Annotated in this window: 11 protein-coding genes; 3 read left to right on the forward strand and 8 right to left on the reverse strand. The window is 67.0% G+C overall.

The features are described from left to right. Positions 1–31: 31 nt before the first annotated feature. The 8 genes from V3391_RS12530 to dnaA form a co-directional block, all read right to left on the reverse strand. Positions 32–781 carry a MotA/TolQ/ExbB proton channel family protein gene (locus V3391_RS12530; protein WP_425497257.1) on the reverse strand — a complete coding sequence of 250 codons (750 nt, stop codon included), beginning with the start codon at positions 779–781 and terminating at the stop codon, positions 32–34. A gap of 100 nt (positions 782–881) precedes the next feature. Then, positions 882–1,547 (reverse strand): energy transducer TonB, encoded by a 666-nt coding sequence (locus tag V3391_RS12535; protein ID WP_332078765.1) that lies wholly within the window; start codon positions 1,545–1,547, stop codon positions 882–884. Between the two features lie 135 nt (positions 1,548–1,682). Next, positions 1,683–2,906: a tetratricopeptide repeat protein gene (locus V3391_RS12540; RefSeq protein WP_425497292.1), complete on the reverse strand. Its 1,224-nt coding sequence runs from the start codon at positions 2,904–2,906 to the stop codon at positions 1,683–1,685. Between the two features lie 125 nt (positions 2,907–3,031). Continuing rightward, positions 3,032–3,841 (reverse strand): M48 family metallopeptidase, encoded by an 810-nt coding sequence (locus tag V3391_RS12545; protein ID WP_332078767.1) that lies wholly within the window; start codon positions 3,839–3,841, stop codon positions 3,032–3,034. A 107-nt stretch (positions 3,842–3,948) separates the two neighbouring features. Further along, entirely contained in the window at positions 3,949–6,387 is a 2,439-nt protein-coding gene (gene gyrB, locus V3391_RS12550) for a DNA topoisomerase (ATP-hydrolyzing) subunit B (RefSeq protein ID WP_332078768.1), read from the reverse strand. Between the two features lie 223 nt (positions 6,388–6,610). Continuing rightward, positions 6,611–7,708, reverse strand: coding sequence for a DNA replication/repair protein RecF (recF, locus tag V3391_RS12555; protein ID WP_425497258.1), 1,098 nt, complete (start codon positions 7,706–7,708; stop codon positions 6,611–6,613). A gap of 139 nt (positions 7,709–7,847) precedes the next feature. Next, entirely contained in the window at positions 7,848–8,948 is a 1,101-nt protein-coding gene (dnaN, locus tag V3391_RS12560) for a DNA polymerase III subunit beta (protein WP_159681201.1), read from the reverse strand. Positions 8,949–9,202: 254 nt separating this feature from the next. Then, complete coding sequence (dnaA, locus tag V3391_RS12565; protein WP_332078769.1) at positions 9,203–10,540, reverse strand: chromosomal replication initiator protein DnaA; 1,338 nt, start codon at positions 10,538–10,540, stop codon at positions 9,203–9,205. 207 nt (positions 10,541–10,747) lie between these two features. Here dnaA and rpmH point away from each other — a divergent pair, with 207 nt between their 5' ends. From rpmH to yidC, 3 genes are all read left to right on the forward strand, one after another. Continuing rightward, positions 10,748–10,888, forward strand: a complete 141-nt coding sequence (rpmH, locus tag V3391_RS12570) for a 50S ribosomal protein L34 (protein WP_047138036.1) — start codon at positions 10,748–10,750, stop codon at positions 10,886–10,888. A 61-nt stretch (positions 10,889–10,949) separates the two neighbouring features. Beyond that, positions 10,950–11,366: a ribonuclease P protein component gene (gene rnpA, locus V3391_RS12575; protein ID WP_332078770.1), complete on the forward strand. Its 417-nt coding sequence runs from the start codon at positions 10,950–10,952 to the stop codon at positions 11,364–11,366. 13 nt (positions 11,367–11,379) lie between these two features. Continuing rightward, entirely contained in the window at positions 11,380–13,092 is a 1,713-nt protein-coding gene (yidC, locus tag V3391_RS12580; RefSeq protein WP_332078771.1) for a membrane protein insertase YidC, read from the forward strand. The last annotated feature ends 57 nt before the right edge of the window (positions 13,093–13,149 follow it).

Genomic DNA, 13,149 nt, shown 5'->3' on the forward strand with positions numbered 1-13,149 from the left:
ACTCCGTTGTCGCTACTGACGTGCGCGCTTCTTAGACCTTGGCCGGAACCGGCGTCTCGCCGACGCGCGAACCGGTGGCGAAGAAGTCGTGCAGGTCGTGCGCGAAGGTGTCGAGCTTGTTGTTCGTGCCGCGGTTCAGACGGACGAAGAAGTTGTAGCCGAGCACTGCCGGGATCGCGACGCCCAGACCGATGGCGGTCATGATCAGCGCCTCGCCGACCGGACCTGCCACTGCGCCGATGTCGGCCTGGCCGCTGGCACCGATGCGGATCAGGGCGCGGTAGATGCCCCACACCGTACCGAGCAGACCCACGAACGGGGCGGTCGCACCGACGGTGGCGAGCACGGTCAGACCGTCTTCGAGCTTCAGCGATTCGCGGGTCACGGCCTGACGCAGGGCGCGATCGACGAATTCCGAACGGTTCAGCGACTCGACCAGACGCGAACCTTCATGACGCTGGTGGTGCGCGGCGGCCTGGGCGGCATCGAGGGCGACCTTCGAGAAGGGCTCGCTCTTCGGCTGCTCTTCCATGAAGCGGATCGCGTCCTGCGCGTTCGGGGTTTCCCAGAACGTGTTGATCACGCGGTCGGTGCTGCCCTTCAGGCGCGCGGCCTTGATGGCGTTGAAAATGATCCAGAAGATCGACATGGCCGACATTGCGATCAGAACGATGAGCACGGTCCAGTTGACCGCGTCCATGTGCTCGATCATGTCAGCGAAGCCCATCGACTCCAGACCGGCAGCGTTGGACACAGCGGCGTTGGTGGTTTCCTGCAGCATGACGCTTACCTTCTAGATGTAGTGGTTTGAAGAGTGGAACGTTGACGCGAAAGTGTCGACGTTCCGAAGAACGCCGGTGTATCGGATACAGCTGGATCGATCAGCCGAGGTTGAAGTCGACCGGGACGCGGACGCGACCTGCAGCCGGCTGGCCGTTCGACATGGCCGGCTGGAACGACCACTTGCGTGCGGCTTCGATCGCGGCGCGATCGAGGTCACGGTTGCGGCTGGACTTTTCGACCGACACGTTGGTGACGTTGCCGTTGGCGTCGACGTCGATGACCAGGATCACCGTGCCCTCGATCTGCGCACGGGCGGCGGCAGGCGGGTAACGCGGCGGATTCATGTTCTTCGACGAGATGTCGACGCTGGCGCCGATGTCTTGTGACGGTGCGGGCGGCGACGGCGGCGCGGGCGGCGGGGCCGGCGTATCCATCGGCGACGGATCGTCGAACACGACCGGCGGTGATTCCGGCGGCGGCGGGACCGGCGTCGGACGCGGCGGGGTCAGTTCCTTGATCGGCGTCGGCTTCGGCGGCTCCGGCGGCGGCGGCGGCGGCGGCGGGGGCGGCGGCGGCGGTTCGATGATCACCACACGCGTGGCCGCTTCTTCCTGCGCTGCGGCGTTCGGCGGATTGACGGGCGCGAGCAGCAGCATGATCGCAGCGGCGTGGAACGCGACCACCATCGTGAAGCCGGCGATGCGGCCCCAGTTCAGGCCCTCGTCTTCGTCGTTCCTGTCGGTCGTCGTCGAGCGTTGCGTCATGCGGAGAACTCTGGTGAGGCCGGGGTCGAAACCCCGGTGGAAAAGTTGAACTGCCAACCTGTTCGGTCGGCAGGAACCCTAAAGCTTATACCAATCCAAGTGGCCAGCACCATCCATGATTCCGGCAACTTTTTCTTAACGACCGGAGATGATGCGCTCGGCGTCGGTGTTGGATTTCAGGCCCTTCGCGATCGCCTGACGCGCCGCTTCCTTCGCTTCGTCCGCACGGCCTTCCTGGTGCAGCACGCGCGCGAGATTGAGGTACGTATCGCCGTTTTCCGCGAGCGGTGCGGCCTTGCGCCATGCGGCGATCGCCGGCTCGATCTGATCACTGAAGTAGTTCGCCTGACCGAGCGCCGCCATCGTGCGGTAATCCTCCTTGAGGATGTTCTTCTGCAGGCCTTCGTTGATCACCGCGATCGCTTCGCGCTCCTTGTTCTCGCTGTTGAGATACAGCGCGTAGAGGTTGCGGTACTCGCTCTCTTCGGTGAGCTGACCGGCCGCACGCAGACGCTCGAACACTTCGATCGCCTTGTCGTTCTGGTCGGTCTGCAGATACGACACGGCGAGATTGACCTGCGAACGCTTGTCGCCCGGCGTCGCCTGCGCGACTTGTTCTGCGAGGCGCGTGGCTTCGGCGCTGTTGCCCGATTCGGCGTACGACGCCATCAGGATCTGCTGCCACTGCGGATCGACTTCACCACCCGCGTCGACCAGCGGCTTGAGCGTCGCGATCGCCTCCGGGTAGCGCTCGAGGCGATACAGCAGATTGCCCTTGAGCGCCTGGTCCTTGGGATCGGTCGAGCCGGACTCGCTGATGTAGCGATCGAGCGTCGCGAGCGCTTCGGCGTACTTGTCGTCCTGCGCCTGCAGCTGCGCGACGATCAGCATCGCCTGGAAGTGGTTGTTGTTGTCGAGGCCACCGGTCTCGATCGCCTGGTTGAGATAGGCGATCGCGCGGTCGTTGTCCTCGTTGAGGAGCAGCTGGCCGGCGAGCAGGGCCGCCATCGACTTGTCGTAGGTGTTGGCACTGCCGTTGGCGATGATCTCGTCGGCGACCGGCAGGCCCTTGGCGGCGTCGGATGCGTTGTTCGCTTCGGAGAGGGTGTTGAGCTGCTTGACCAGGCGCTGGCTGGCCGACACGCCCGGCTCCTGGCGGCTGCTGTTGGGATACAGCGCCTCGGCCTTCTGCGGCGCCTGGCGCGAGCTGCGGCGTTCGCTGCGATCGGCGCTGCGCGCGGAGCGGCTGCTGCGCTCGCTGCGGTCGCTGCCGCCTTCGTCCTGCGCGAACGCCATCGACGGCGCGGCGAACGCAAGCAGGGCGGTGGTCAGGGCAGCGGCGAGCGCCTGCTGGGACATGCGGGACTTCGACATGGAACACCTCGATTGGCAGGTGGCCCGCGGTACGCCGGGGGCCGGAGTCTGGATACGGCGATTATCGCCCGATGGTTGCGCAGATGCGCGCAGGCGCGGGTGAAACGCGCTCAGCCGCAGCGCGGACGCTTGCCTGCGGCCTGCGCCTGTTCGTAGGTCGGCACGAGGCTCGCGGCACGCGTCTGCAGTTCGCTGATGCGGTTCTCGGGATTGGGATGCGTCGACAGCCACTGCGGCGGACGGCTGCCGCCGCTGGCCGCGATCATGTTCTGCCACAGGCCGACCGCCGCGCGCGGATCAAACCCGGCCTTGGCCATCAGGTCCTGACCGACGACATCGGCCTCGGTTTCCTGCGTGCGCGTACCGGGCAGCAGGAAGGTCGTCTGCAGCGCGGCGCCGCCGAGCTGGTTCGCCGACTGCTGCGCGCCTTCGCCGTAGCGCGAGCCCAGCAGTGCACCCGCCACGCCGAGCGCGCCCTGCGCGCCCATCTGGCGGGTGATGCGTTCGTCGTGATGGTTCGCGTAAACGTGGCCGATCTCGTGCGCGATCACGGCGGCCAGCTGGTCCTGGTTCTGCGCGACCTTGAGGATGCCGGTGTGCACGCCGACCTTGCCGCCGGGCAGTGCGAACGCATTCGGGTTGTCGTCGACGAAGACCACCGATTCCCAGTTGAGCTGCTGCCAGTTGGCCGGCAGTTCGCGGACGATGTCGGTGACGATGCAGCGCACGTATGCCTGCTGCTTCGCATCGGTCGAGGCGCGCATCTGGGACTTGGTCTCGGCGAAGGCCTGCTCGCCCATCTGGTTGAGCTGGGCCTGCGAGACCGCGCCGACGTACTGGGTACGGCCGGTCGGGGACGTGGTGGTCGCGCAGCCGGCCAGCAACACAGCCGCAGCGAGCGCCGCGATGGGCGTTTTCATGGACGAGACTCCCCTGTTCAAGAACCCGTGTTGTAAAACGGCACGGATTAACGCGCCGTCAACCGCGGCCTCCATACGGAGGCGCACGGTGCGGCGGATTACGCCGGTCAGACGTCGAGATTGGCGACCTTGAGCGCGTTGTCGTCGATGAATGCGCGGCGCGGCTCGACGACGTCGCCCATCAGCGTGCTGAAGATCTCGTCCGCGGCGACCGCGTCTTCGATCCGCACCTGCAGCAGGCGGCGGGTTTCCGGGTTCACCGTGGTGTCCCAGAGCTGTTCGGGATTCATTTCACCCAGGCCCTTGAAGCGCTGGATCTGACGGCCGCGCTTGGCCTCCTCGAGCAACCAGGCTTGCGCTTCGGCGAAGGACTTCACCGGCTGGGCGCGGTTGCCGCGGACGATCTGCGCGCCGTCGCGGATCAGGCCATGCAGTTCCCGCGCCGCCTCGCCGATGGTGCGGAGCTCGCCGCTCTCCAGCGTGGCCAGCGGCACCAGCTGGGTAACGTCGAGGCCCATGTGCTGGCGGTCGATGGTCAGCACGGCGCCGCGTGCCTCGGTGGCCGGCTGTACCGCGAACTTGAAGCGCGGACGGCCCAGCCCCTTCTGGTTCAGCCGTGCCTCGAGCGCACGCAGCGCGGTGTCGATCTCGGCCTCGGTGCCGGATGCGATCGGCGCGACGTCGAGCAGCAGCTCCATGACGGCCGGATCGTAGCGGTGCGCGTTGCGGGCGATCGTCTCCTTGGCGGCGGCGAAGATCAGCAGCAGCTTCTCCAGCGCGGCGCCTTCGATCGCGGGTTCGCCCGCGGCCGGCGTCAGCGCGGCGCCTTCGACGGCATTGCCGGCGAGGTAGACGTCGAGCGCGGCATCGTCCTTGAGGTAGAGCTCGTTCTTGCCCTGCTTGATCTTGTACAGCGGCGGCAGGCCGATGTAGACGTAGCCGCGCTCGATCAGCTCCGGCATCTGCCGGTAGAAGAACGTCAGCAGCAGCGTGCGGATGTGCGATCCGTCCACGTCGGCGTCGGTCATGATGATGATGCGGTGGTAGCGCAGCTTGTCCGGGTTGTATTCGTCCTTGCCGATGCCGGTCCCGAGCGCGGTGATCAGCGTGCCGACCTCGGCGCTGGCGAGCATGCGGTCGAAGCGGGCGCGCTCCACATTCAGGATCTTGCCGCGCAGCGGCAACACCGCCTGGTTCTTGCGGTTGCGGCCCTGCTTGGCCGAGCCGCCGGCCGAGTCACCCTCGACGATGAACAGTTCCGACAGCGCCGGGTCCTTTTCCTGGCAGTCGGCCAGCTTGCCCGGCAGGCCGGCGATGTCGAGTGCGCCCTTGCGGCGCGTCAGATCGCGCGCCTTGCGCGCGGCCTCGCGGGCGCGGGCAGCGTCGACGATCTTGCCGGCGATCGCGCGGGCTTCGTTCGGATTCTCGTCCAGGAATTCCTGCAGCCGCTGGCCGAAGGCACTCTCGACCACCGGGCGGACCTCGGAAGACACCAGCTTCTCCTTGGTCTGCGAGGAGAAGCTCGGGTCCGGCACCTTGACCGACAGCACCGCGATCATGCCTTCGCGCATGTCGTCGCCCGACAGCGCCACCTTGGCCTGCTTGGCGATGCCGTTGCGTTCGATGTAGTTGGTCAGCGTGCGCGTCAGCGCGGCGCGGAAGCCGATCAGGTGGGTGCCGCCATCCTTCTGCGGGATGTTGTTGGTGAAGCAGAACATCGTTTCCTGGTAGGCGTCGGTCCACTGCAGGGCGACGTCGACCGTGATGCCGTTCTGTTCGCCGGTCACCGAGATCACGTTCGGGTGCAGCGGCGTCTTGAGCTGGGCCAGGTGCTCGACGAACGAGCGGATGCCGCCTTCGTACTCGAACAGGTCGCGGCGGCCGTCGCCACGCAGGTCGACGAGGTTGATCTTGACGCCGGAATTCAGGAACGACAGCTCGCGCAGGCGGCGGGCCAGGATGTCGTAGTGGAAGGTGACGTCGGAGAACGTGGCCACGGCCGGCCAGAAGCGCAGCAGCGTGCCGCGCTTGGTCGACGGCTCGCCGCGTTCGACCGGCGATACCGCCTCGCCCATCGCGTATTCCTGGTGGTGGTGGAAGCCGTCGCGCCAGATGTCGAGGGTGAGCTTCTCGCTCAGCGCGTTGACCACCGAAACACCGACGCCGTGCAGGCCGCCCGAAACCTTGTAGCTGTTGTCGTCGAACTTACCGCCGGCATGCAGCTGGGTCATGATGACCTCGGCCGCCGAGATGCCTTCTTCCTTGTGGATGTCGACCGGAATGCCGCGGCCGTTGTCCGACACCGAGACCGAGCCGTCTTCGTGGATGGTCACCACGATATCGTCGGCGTGGCCGGCCAGTGCTTCGTCGATCGAGTTGTCGACGACTTCGAAGACCATGTGATGCAGACCGGTGCCGTCGTGCACGTCGCCGATGTACATACCGGGACGCTTGCGCACGGCCTCGAGGCCACGCAGGACGGTGATTCGGCTGGAATCGTAATCGGAGTTGGCGGGGGCGCCGCTGGAGATCGTCTCGTCGCTCATTCGGTTCGCTGTCTGGCCGGGAGCGCGGCGTCCGTGCGCGGCGTCCGGAGCACCGGTCGCACGCGGCAGGAATGGGCCGCAAGGGCGGAATTATAGCAGTTCGGACCCGGCCCTCCGGCGCGTGTTCCACGTGGAACAACACGTCGACCGGGGATTCGAACCGGGCTTCAGGATGTTCCACGTGGAACATGAGCGCATCGGGTTGGCGCGCTCGGTGAGGCCGTCAGCCTTGGCTGACCACGCCGTGTTCCACGTGGAACGTCGTGGCCTCCGCCAGCACTGCATCCGGCCAATGGTCGGGGCGTTCGGTCCCGGTGATCAGCACCTGCGCGCCCGCATCCCGCAGATACGCCAGCACCTGCCGTTGGTGATGGCGATCCAGTTCGGAGGCCAGGTCGTCCAGCGCGATCACCGGCCAGCGCCCTTCGAAGCGATCCGCGCAATCCCGGGCCTGCGCGAGCAGGCAGCACAGCGCGGATTGCTTGGCCTGACCGCGCGACAGCAGCGACTGTTCCGGCCTGTCCTCGAATCGGATCCGCCAATCGGCGCGGTGCGGTCCCACGCTGGTATGGCCGGCCGAGCGATCGCGATCGCGGGCCACGACCAGCGCGTCGGCCAGCGACAGATCCTGCCGGCGCCAGCCGGGCAGGAACACGAGCTCCGGTGTGCCGAGGGACGGCGCGACTTGCGCGGCCACTGCCTGCACCGCCAGTTGCAACCGCTGCAAATATGCCTCGCGCCGAGTATCGAGCGGCAGCGCTGCGTCCGCGAGTTCGTGATCCCACGCATCGAGTTGCGTGCCACCGGCGCCGGACTTGAGCAGGGCGTTGCGCTGCCGAAGCGCCCGCGCGTAACGGCGCCATTGCTGCAGGAAGTCCTGTTCCACGTGGAACAGTCCCCAATCCAGGAACCGGCGCCGGACCTCGCTGCTGCCGGAAATCAGGGCGTGGCTGCCGGGTTCGAAGGTCACCACCATCAACGCAGCACACAGGTCCCCGAGCTGGGAAACGTCCTCGCCATCCAGACGGCCGCTCCAGTCCTGGCCGGTGTGGCGCAACCCGGCGCGGCGAATGCGGTCCGGCTGCGCGGGATCCTCGCGCCACTCGGCGTAGAGCTCGACCGCCTCACGTCCGCGCTGCACCAGGCCGTCGCGTACCCGCCCCCGGAAGCTGCGTCCGTAGGCCATCAGATGCAGCCCCTCCAGCACACTGGTCTTGCCCGCCCCGTTGTCGCCCAGCAGCAGATTCAAGCCGGGGCCCGGCCGCAGCGAGGTCGGCTGCAGATTGCGTACGTTGTGGAGGTCGAAGCGGGTGATCTGCACGGAAGTCCTGCAAGTGGCATCCCGGCGCCTGCCACCGTAGGCGCAGTAAGCGGGCCGGAACGGAAGACGCCCGGCAAGCCGGGCGTCGTGTTCCACGTGAAACATGTGTGGGCGACGGGCGCCCAGTCTACCGATGGCGTCAGAGACGCAGCGGCATCACCACGTGACGGCTGCGCTCGTCGGTCGCCTCGCGCACCAGTGCGGACGAATTCGCATCGCGAAGCTTGAGGATCACCTGCTCGCCGCGCAGCGCGGTCAGGGCGTCCAGCAGGTAGTTCACGTTGAAGCCCACTGCCAGATCGTCGACCTTGGTGTCGGCCTCGACTTCCTCGTGCGCCTCTTCCTGCTCGGGGTTGTGCGCGTTGATGCGCACGGTGCCCGGGGAGACTTCCAGCCGCACACCGCGGTACTTCTCGTTCGACAGGATCGCCACGCGCTGCAGCGCGGCGCGCAGCAGTTCGCGGTCGATCGTGACTTCGCGGTCGGCGCCGATCGGAATCACGGCCTCGTAATCCGGGAAACGGCCATCGATCAGCTTGCTGGTGAAAGTCACATCGTCGCGCTTGACCCGCAGGTGGTTGCGGCCGAGTTCCAGCTCCAGCGTCTTGTCGCCGCCCTCGAGCAGGCGCTGCAGTTCGGTCACGCCCTTGCGCGGCAGGATGATCTGGCGCTTGGTCTGGACCGCGGTCTCCAGCGTCGTCTCGCACAGCGCGAGGCGGTGGCCGTCGGTCGCGACGCAGCGCAGGCGGGTATCGCCCAGATCGAACAGCAGGCCGTTGAGGTAGTAGCGGACATCCTGCTGCGCCATCGCGAACGCGGTGCGCTCGATGAGTTCCTTGAGCGCCGCTTCCGGGACCGCGATGCGGTCGGTGGCTTCGACCTCGTCTACGGACGGGAAATCGCCCGCCGGCAGGCTCGACAGCGTGAAGCGGCTGCGACCGGCCTGCACGGTGATCTTCTCGCCGGACTGCGAGATGACGACCTTGCTGCCGTCGGGCAGCGCCCGAACGATGTCGAACAGCTTGCGGGCCGGAATCGTGGTCTCGCCGTCCTGGGCATCGTCGACCGCACGACGCGACACCATCTCGACTTCGAGGTCGGTACCGGTCAACGACAGCTGACCGTCCTGGACCTGGACCAGCAGGTTGGCCAGCACGGGCAGGGTCTGGCGGCGCTCGACGACGTTGACGACCTGGGCCAGCGGCTTGAGCAGTGTTTCGCGTTGGAGACTGAAACGCATGTCGGTGTTATCCCCTTGTCCCGTGCTTTTATAAAAAGGATATAAATCTAAAAATGGTGGTGCTGGGTAAGGCCGAAATCGGTTGGTATCTACTGCAAGCCGCTGAATCGATTACGTTTTTCCGACCTTCAAACCCGGTGGACAGTGCAGTGTGGAGAGGTGGATCAAGCTGTGGACAACTTTCGACCCCTCAAGTTGTCCACAGGCTCTCCACCTCCGGTCCCCGTGTTGTGCAGGGCCCGGTGATGCACAGCTTACTCGCTGAGTTTACGGATCAGCTTGTCCCAGTCCTCGCGGAGTTTGCCGTCGCTTTCGATCAGCGTGCGGATCTGCCGGCAGGCGTGCAGCACGGTGGTGTGGTCGCGGCCCGCGAAGGCCTCGCCGATCTCCGGCAGGCTGTGCTCGGTGAGCTCCTTGGACAGCGCCATCGCCACCTGACGCGGACGCGCCAGTGAGCGCGTGCGGCGCTTGGACAGCAGGTCCTTGATCTGCAGGCCGTAGTAGTCGGCCACGACCTTCTGGATGTTGGACATGCTGATCGCCTGCTGCTGGGCGCGCAGCAGGTCGCGCAGCGTCTCCTGGGCGAACTCGACGGTGATCGCCCGGCCCATGAAGTTCGCACGCGCGGCCAGCGTATTGAGCGCGCCCTCGAGGTCGCGCACGTTGGAGTGCATCTTCTTGGCCAGCAGGAACGCCACGTCGTCGGGCACCTGGGTGCCGCGCTCGGCGGCCTTGGCCAGCACGATCGCCGCCCGGGTCTCGAAATCGGGCGGATCGATCGCCACCGACAGGCCCCAGGCCAGGCGCGACTTCAGCCGCGGCTCCAGGCCGTCCACCTCACGCGGATAGCGGTCGCAGGTCATGATGATCTGCTGCTTGCTGTCGAACAGCGTGTTGAAGGTGTGGAAGAACTCTTCCTGGGTGCGGTCCTTGCCGGCGAAGAACTGGATGTCGTCGATCAGCAGCGCGTCGATCTGGCGGAACTGGCGCTTGAACTGGTCCGAGGTCTTTTCCTGGATCGAGCGGAAGAACGCGCTGTAGAACTCCTCCGAACGCAGATACAGCACGCGCGCACGCGGATTGGCCTGTCGCATCGCATTGCCGGCGGCGAACATAAGATGGGTTTTGCCCAGGCCCGTGCCGCCGTAGAGCAGCAGCGGGTTGTGGGCACGGTCGCCCGGCTTGAGCGCAGCCTGCCAGGCCGCGGCGCGGCCCATCTGGTTGCTGCGGCCCTCGACGAAGTTGTCGAAGGTGTAGTGGCTGTCCATGTTGCCGGCGAAGGCTTCGATCGGCGCCGCGGGCTGGGCGCGTGCATCGCCTCCCGACAGCGTGGTCGCCGACGGCGGCGCCACCGCACGCGGCAGCGAGCCGACCTGCAGGCTCACGTCCTCGACGCCGGCGAAATGCGCCAGCAGCTCGCGGATGCGCGGCATGTAGCGCGCCTGCACCTCGTCGCGGACGAAGGCATTGGGCGCGTAGAGCACGGTCGAGCGGTCGTCGGCGTGGGCCTGCAGCGGCTTGAGCCAGGTGTGGACATCCTCGACCGGAAACTCGGCTTCGAGGCGTTGAAGGCAGCGGGGCCAGGCATCCATCATGCGGCGGAATTCGACAAAGCGGGCGCCGCCACGCAGGTGCGCGGCAAGGTCGCCGGGGAAGGGCAGGCAGACTATCATGTCGCCACCCGCGGCCAGTCCCCGCGCGGCCTCCGCAGACCCGACGCGCGCACCGGCTTGACCGGTCCGGCACCGGGCCGCTAGAATTTCCGGTTCTATTCGTCACGTTGCCCGAAGGGCTCGACCATGGCTACCAAGCGCACCTATCAGCCCAGCAACCTCAAGCGCAAGCGCGACCACGGTTTCCGTGCCCGCATGGCGACGGCCGACGGCCGCAAGATCCTCGCGCGTCGTCGCGCGAAGGGCCGCAAGGTCCTCTCGGCCTGAAGCCCTCCGGGTCGGTGAGTCGCGTCTCCGCACTCCCGACCCGTTCTGCAGCGCAGCTTCCATGACCGCCGGTGTCCGCTATCCGCGGCACGTGCGTGTGCGCGCGCGCGCCGATTTCGATCGAATCTTCGCCAGTGCGACGCGGACCGCGTCGCCGATGCTGGCCGTCCATCTGTTGCCCGAAGAAGGCCCGGCGCGTCTTGGCCTGGCGGTGTCGCGCAAGGTCGACAAGCGCGCCGTCGGTCGCAACCGGATCAAGCGCGTGCTGCGCGATGCCTTCCGCCTGATGCAGCCCCAGCTGGCGCCGGGCAGCTATGTCGTCGTGGCCCGTCCGGCCGCGGCGCAGGCCGACAATCCCGCATTGCGCGCCGCCTTCCTCAATGTGTTGCGGCGCGCCCGCGCGTTGCCGCCGTCATCTGCGGCCGGCACAATGCCCGCCTCCCCGATTCCATCCACGCCGGTGTCTTCCGGCGCATGAGCCTGCCTGCCTGATGAACCAGATCCGTACTTTCCTCGTCCTCGCCTGGCTGATGGTGGCCGTGTTGTTGTGGATGGAGTGGGGCAAGGAAAAGACCGCAGCCGCGACCCAGCCGCAGACCAGCGCCGCCCAGGCGTCGCCGTCGGTCACCGTGCCGGGCGCCGCTGCCGGCAGTGCCGCCGTGCCGACCGCGCCTGCCGATGCTGCGCCGGTGCCGCCGGCCCCGGGCGCTGCGCCGGTCTCCGCCGCCGCCGCGCCGGCTGCGCGCCAGGTCGTCGCCCAGACCGACGTGCTGCGGGTGGTGCTCGACGCCGGCAACGTGATCGAAGCCGATCTGCTGGCCTATCCGCAGACGCGCGAGGACGGCGCGCCGCCGGTGCGGATGTTCGACACCGATCCGCTGCATTACTACGCCGCGCAGACCGGCTGGGTCAGCAGCAGCAATGCCGCGCCGAGCCACGAGGGCCAGTTCGTGCCCGAAGGCACCGCGACGTCGGCCGTGCTCGCACAGGGCGAGAACACCGTCATCGTGCCCTTCGTGTGGACCGGCGCCGACGGCGTGACGATCCGCCGCAGCTTCGTGCTGACCCGCGGCGACTACGCGATCGAAGTCCGCGACGAAATCGTCAACACCGGCACGACCGCGTGGCAGGGCTTTCCGTACCGCCAGCTGATCCGCACCGCACCGGCGGTCAAGCGCGGCATGACCAATCCCGAGTCCTACAGCCTGACCGGCGCGACCTGGTTCGGCAGCGACATCGGCTACAGCCGCCGCCAGCTGGGCGACTTTGAGAGCGACGGTCCGCTCAACGCGAAGGACAGCCAGATCTGGATCGCGATGGTCCAGCACCACTTTTTCAGTGCGTGGATCCCGCGTCCCGACGACACCGGCACGATCTCGATGCAGATCGATCGCAGCACCGGTGCGCCGCGGTACCTGATCCGCGAGTTCGGCGCGCCGATCGCCGTGCCCGCCGGACAGCAGGCCTCGACCACCGCGCGTCTGTGGGTGGGACCCAAGCAGGTCGATCTGATCCAGGCGCAGGGCGTGCGCGGTCTCGATCGCGTCGTCGACTACAGCCGCTTCTCGATCTTCGCGATGCTCGGCGAAGGCCTGTTCTGGGTGCTGGCCAAGCTGCACGGCCTGATCGGCAACTGGGGCTGGTCGATCATCGGCCTGGTGCTGCTGGTGAAGCTGGCGCTGTATCCGCTGTCGGTCGCGCAGTACAAGTCGATGGCGAAGATGCGCAAGTTCCAGCCGCGCATCGCCCAGCTCAAGGAGCGCTACGGCGACGACAAGCAGAAGTTCCAGCAGGCGATGATGGAGCTCTACAAGAAGGAGAAGATCAATCCGATCGGCGGCTGTCTGCCGGTGCTGCTGCAGATGCCGGTGTTCTTCGCGCTGTACTGGGTGCTGCTCGAGTCGGTGGAACTGCGCCACACGCCGTGGATGCTGTGGATCCAGGATCTGACCGCGCGCGATCCGTACTTCATCCTGCCGGTGCTCAACATCGCGATCATGTGGGCGACGCAGAAGCTTACGCCGATGGTCGGCATGGATCCGATGCAGCAGAAGATCATGCAGTTCATGCCGCTGGTGTTCGGCGCGATCATGATCTTCTTCCCGTCCGGTCTGGTGCTGTACTGGGTCACCAACGGCGGCCTCGGCCTGCTGCAGCAGTGGTGGATGATCCGCCGCTACAGCGAGGCGCCGGCGAAGGCCTGACGGCCGCGCCGATTCGATCTCCACGAGCCCGCCGCATGGCGGGCTCGTGCGTTGAGG

The organism is Luteimonas flava (genome assembly GCF_036584485.1).
In the GTDB taxonomy this organism is placed as follows: domain Bacteria; phylum Pseudomonadota; class Gammaproteobacteria; order Xanthomonadales; family Xanthomonadaceae; genus Luteimonas; species Luteimonas flava.

Coding starts and splice junctions, on each gene's coding strand:
- V3391_RS12530 (WP_425497257.1), bottom strand. CDS start 781: ATGCTGCAGGAAACCACCAACGCCGCTGTGTCCAACGCTGCCGGTCTG.
- V3391_RS12535 (WP_332078765.1), bottom strand. CDS start 1,547: ATGACGCAACGCTCGACGACGACCGACAGGAACGACGAAGACGAGGGC.
- V3391_RS12540 (WP_425497292.1), bottom strand. CDS start 2,906: ATGTCCCAGCAGGCGCTCGCCGCTGCCCTGACCACCGCCCTGCTTGCG.
- V3391_RS12545 (WP_332078767.1), bottom strand. CDS start 3,841: ATGAAAACGCCCATCGCGGCGCTCGCTGCGGCTGTGTTGCTGGCCGGC.
- gyrB (WP_332078768.1), bottom strand. CDS start 6,387: ATGAGCGACGAGACGATCTCCAGCGGCGCCCCCGCCAACTCCGATTAC.
- dnaN (WP_159681201.1), bottom strand. CDS start 8,948: ATGCGTTTCAGTCTCCAACGCGAAACACTGCTCAAGCCGCTGGCCCAG.
- dnaA (WP_332078769.1), bottom strand. CDS start 10,540: ATGGATGCCTGGCCCCGCTGCCTTCAACGCCTCGAAGCCGAGTTTCCG.
- rpmH (WP_047138036.1), top strand. CDS start 10,748: ATGGCTACCAAGCGCACCTATCAGCCCAGCAACCTCAAGCGCAAGCGC.
- rnpA (WP_332078770.1), top strand. CDS start 10,950: ATGACCGCCGGTGTCCGCTATCCGCGGCACGTGCGTGTGCGCGCGCGC.
- yidC (WP_332078771.1), top strand. CDS start 11,380: ATGAACCAGATCCGTACTTTCCTCGTCCTCGCCTGGCTGATGGTGGCC.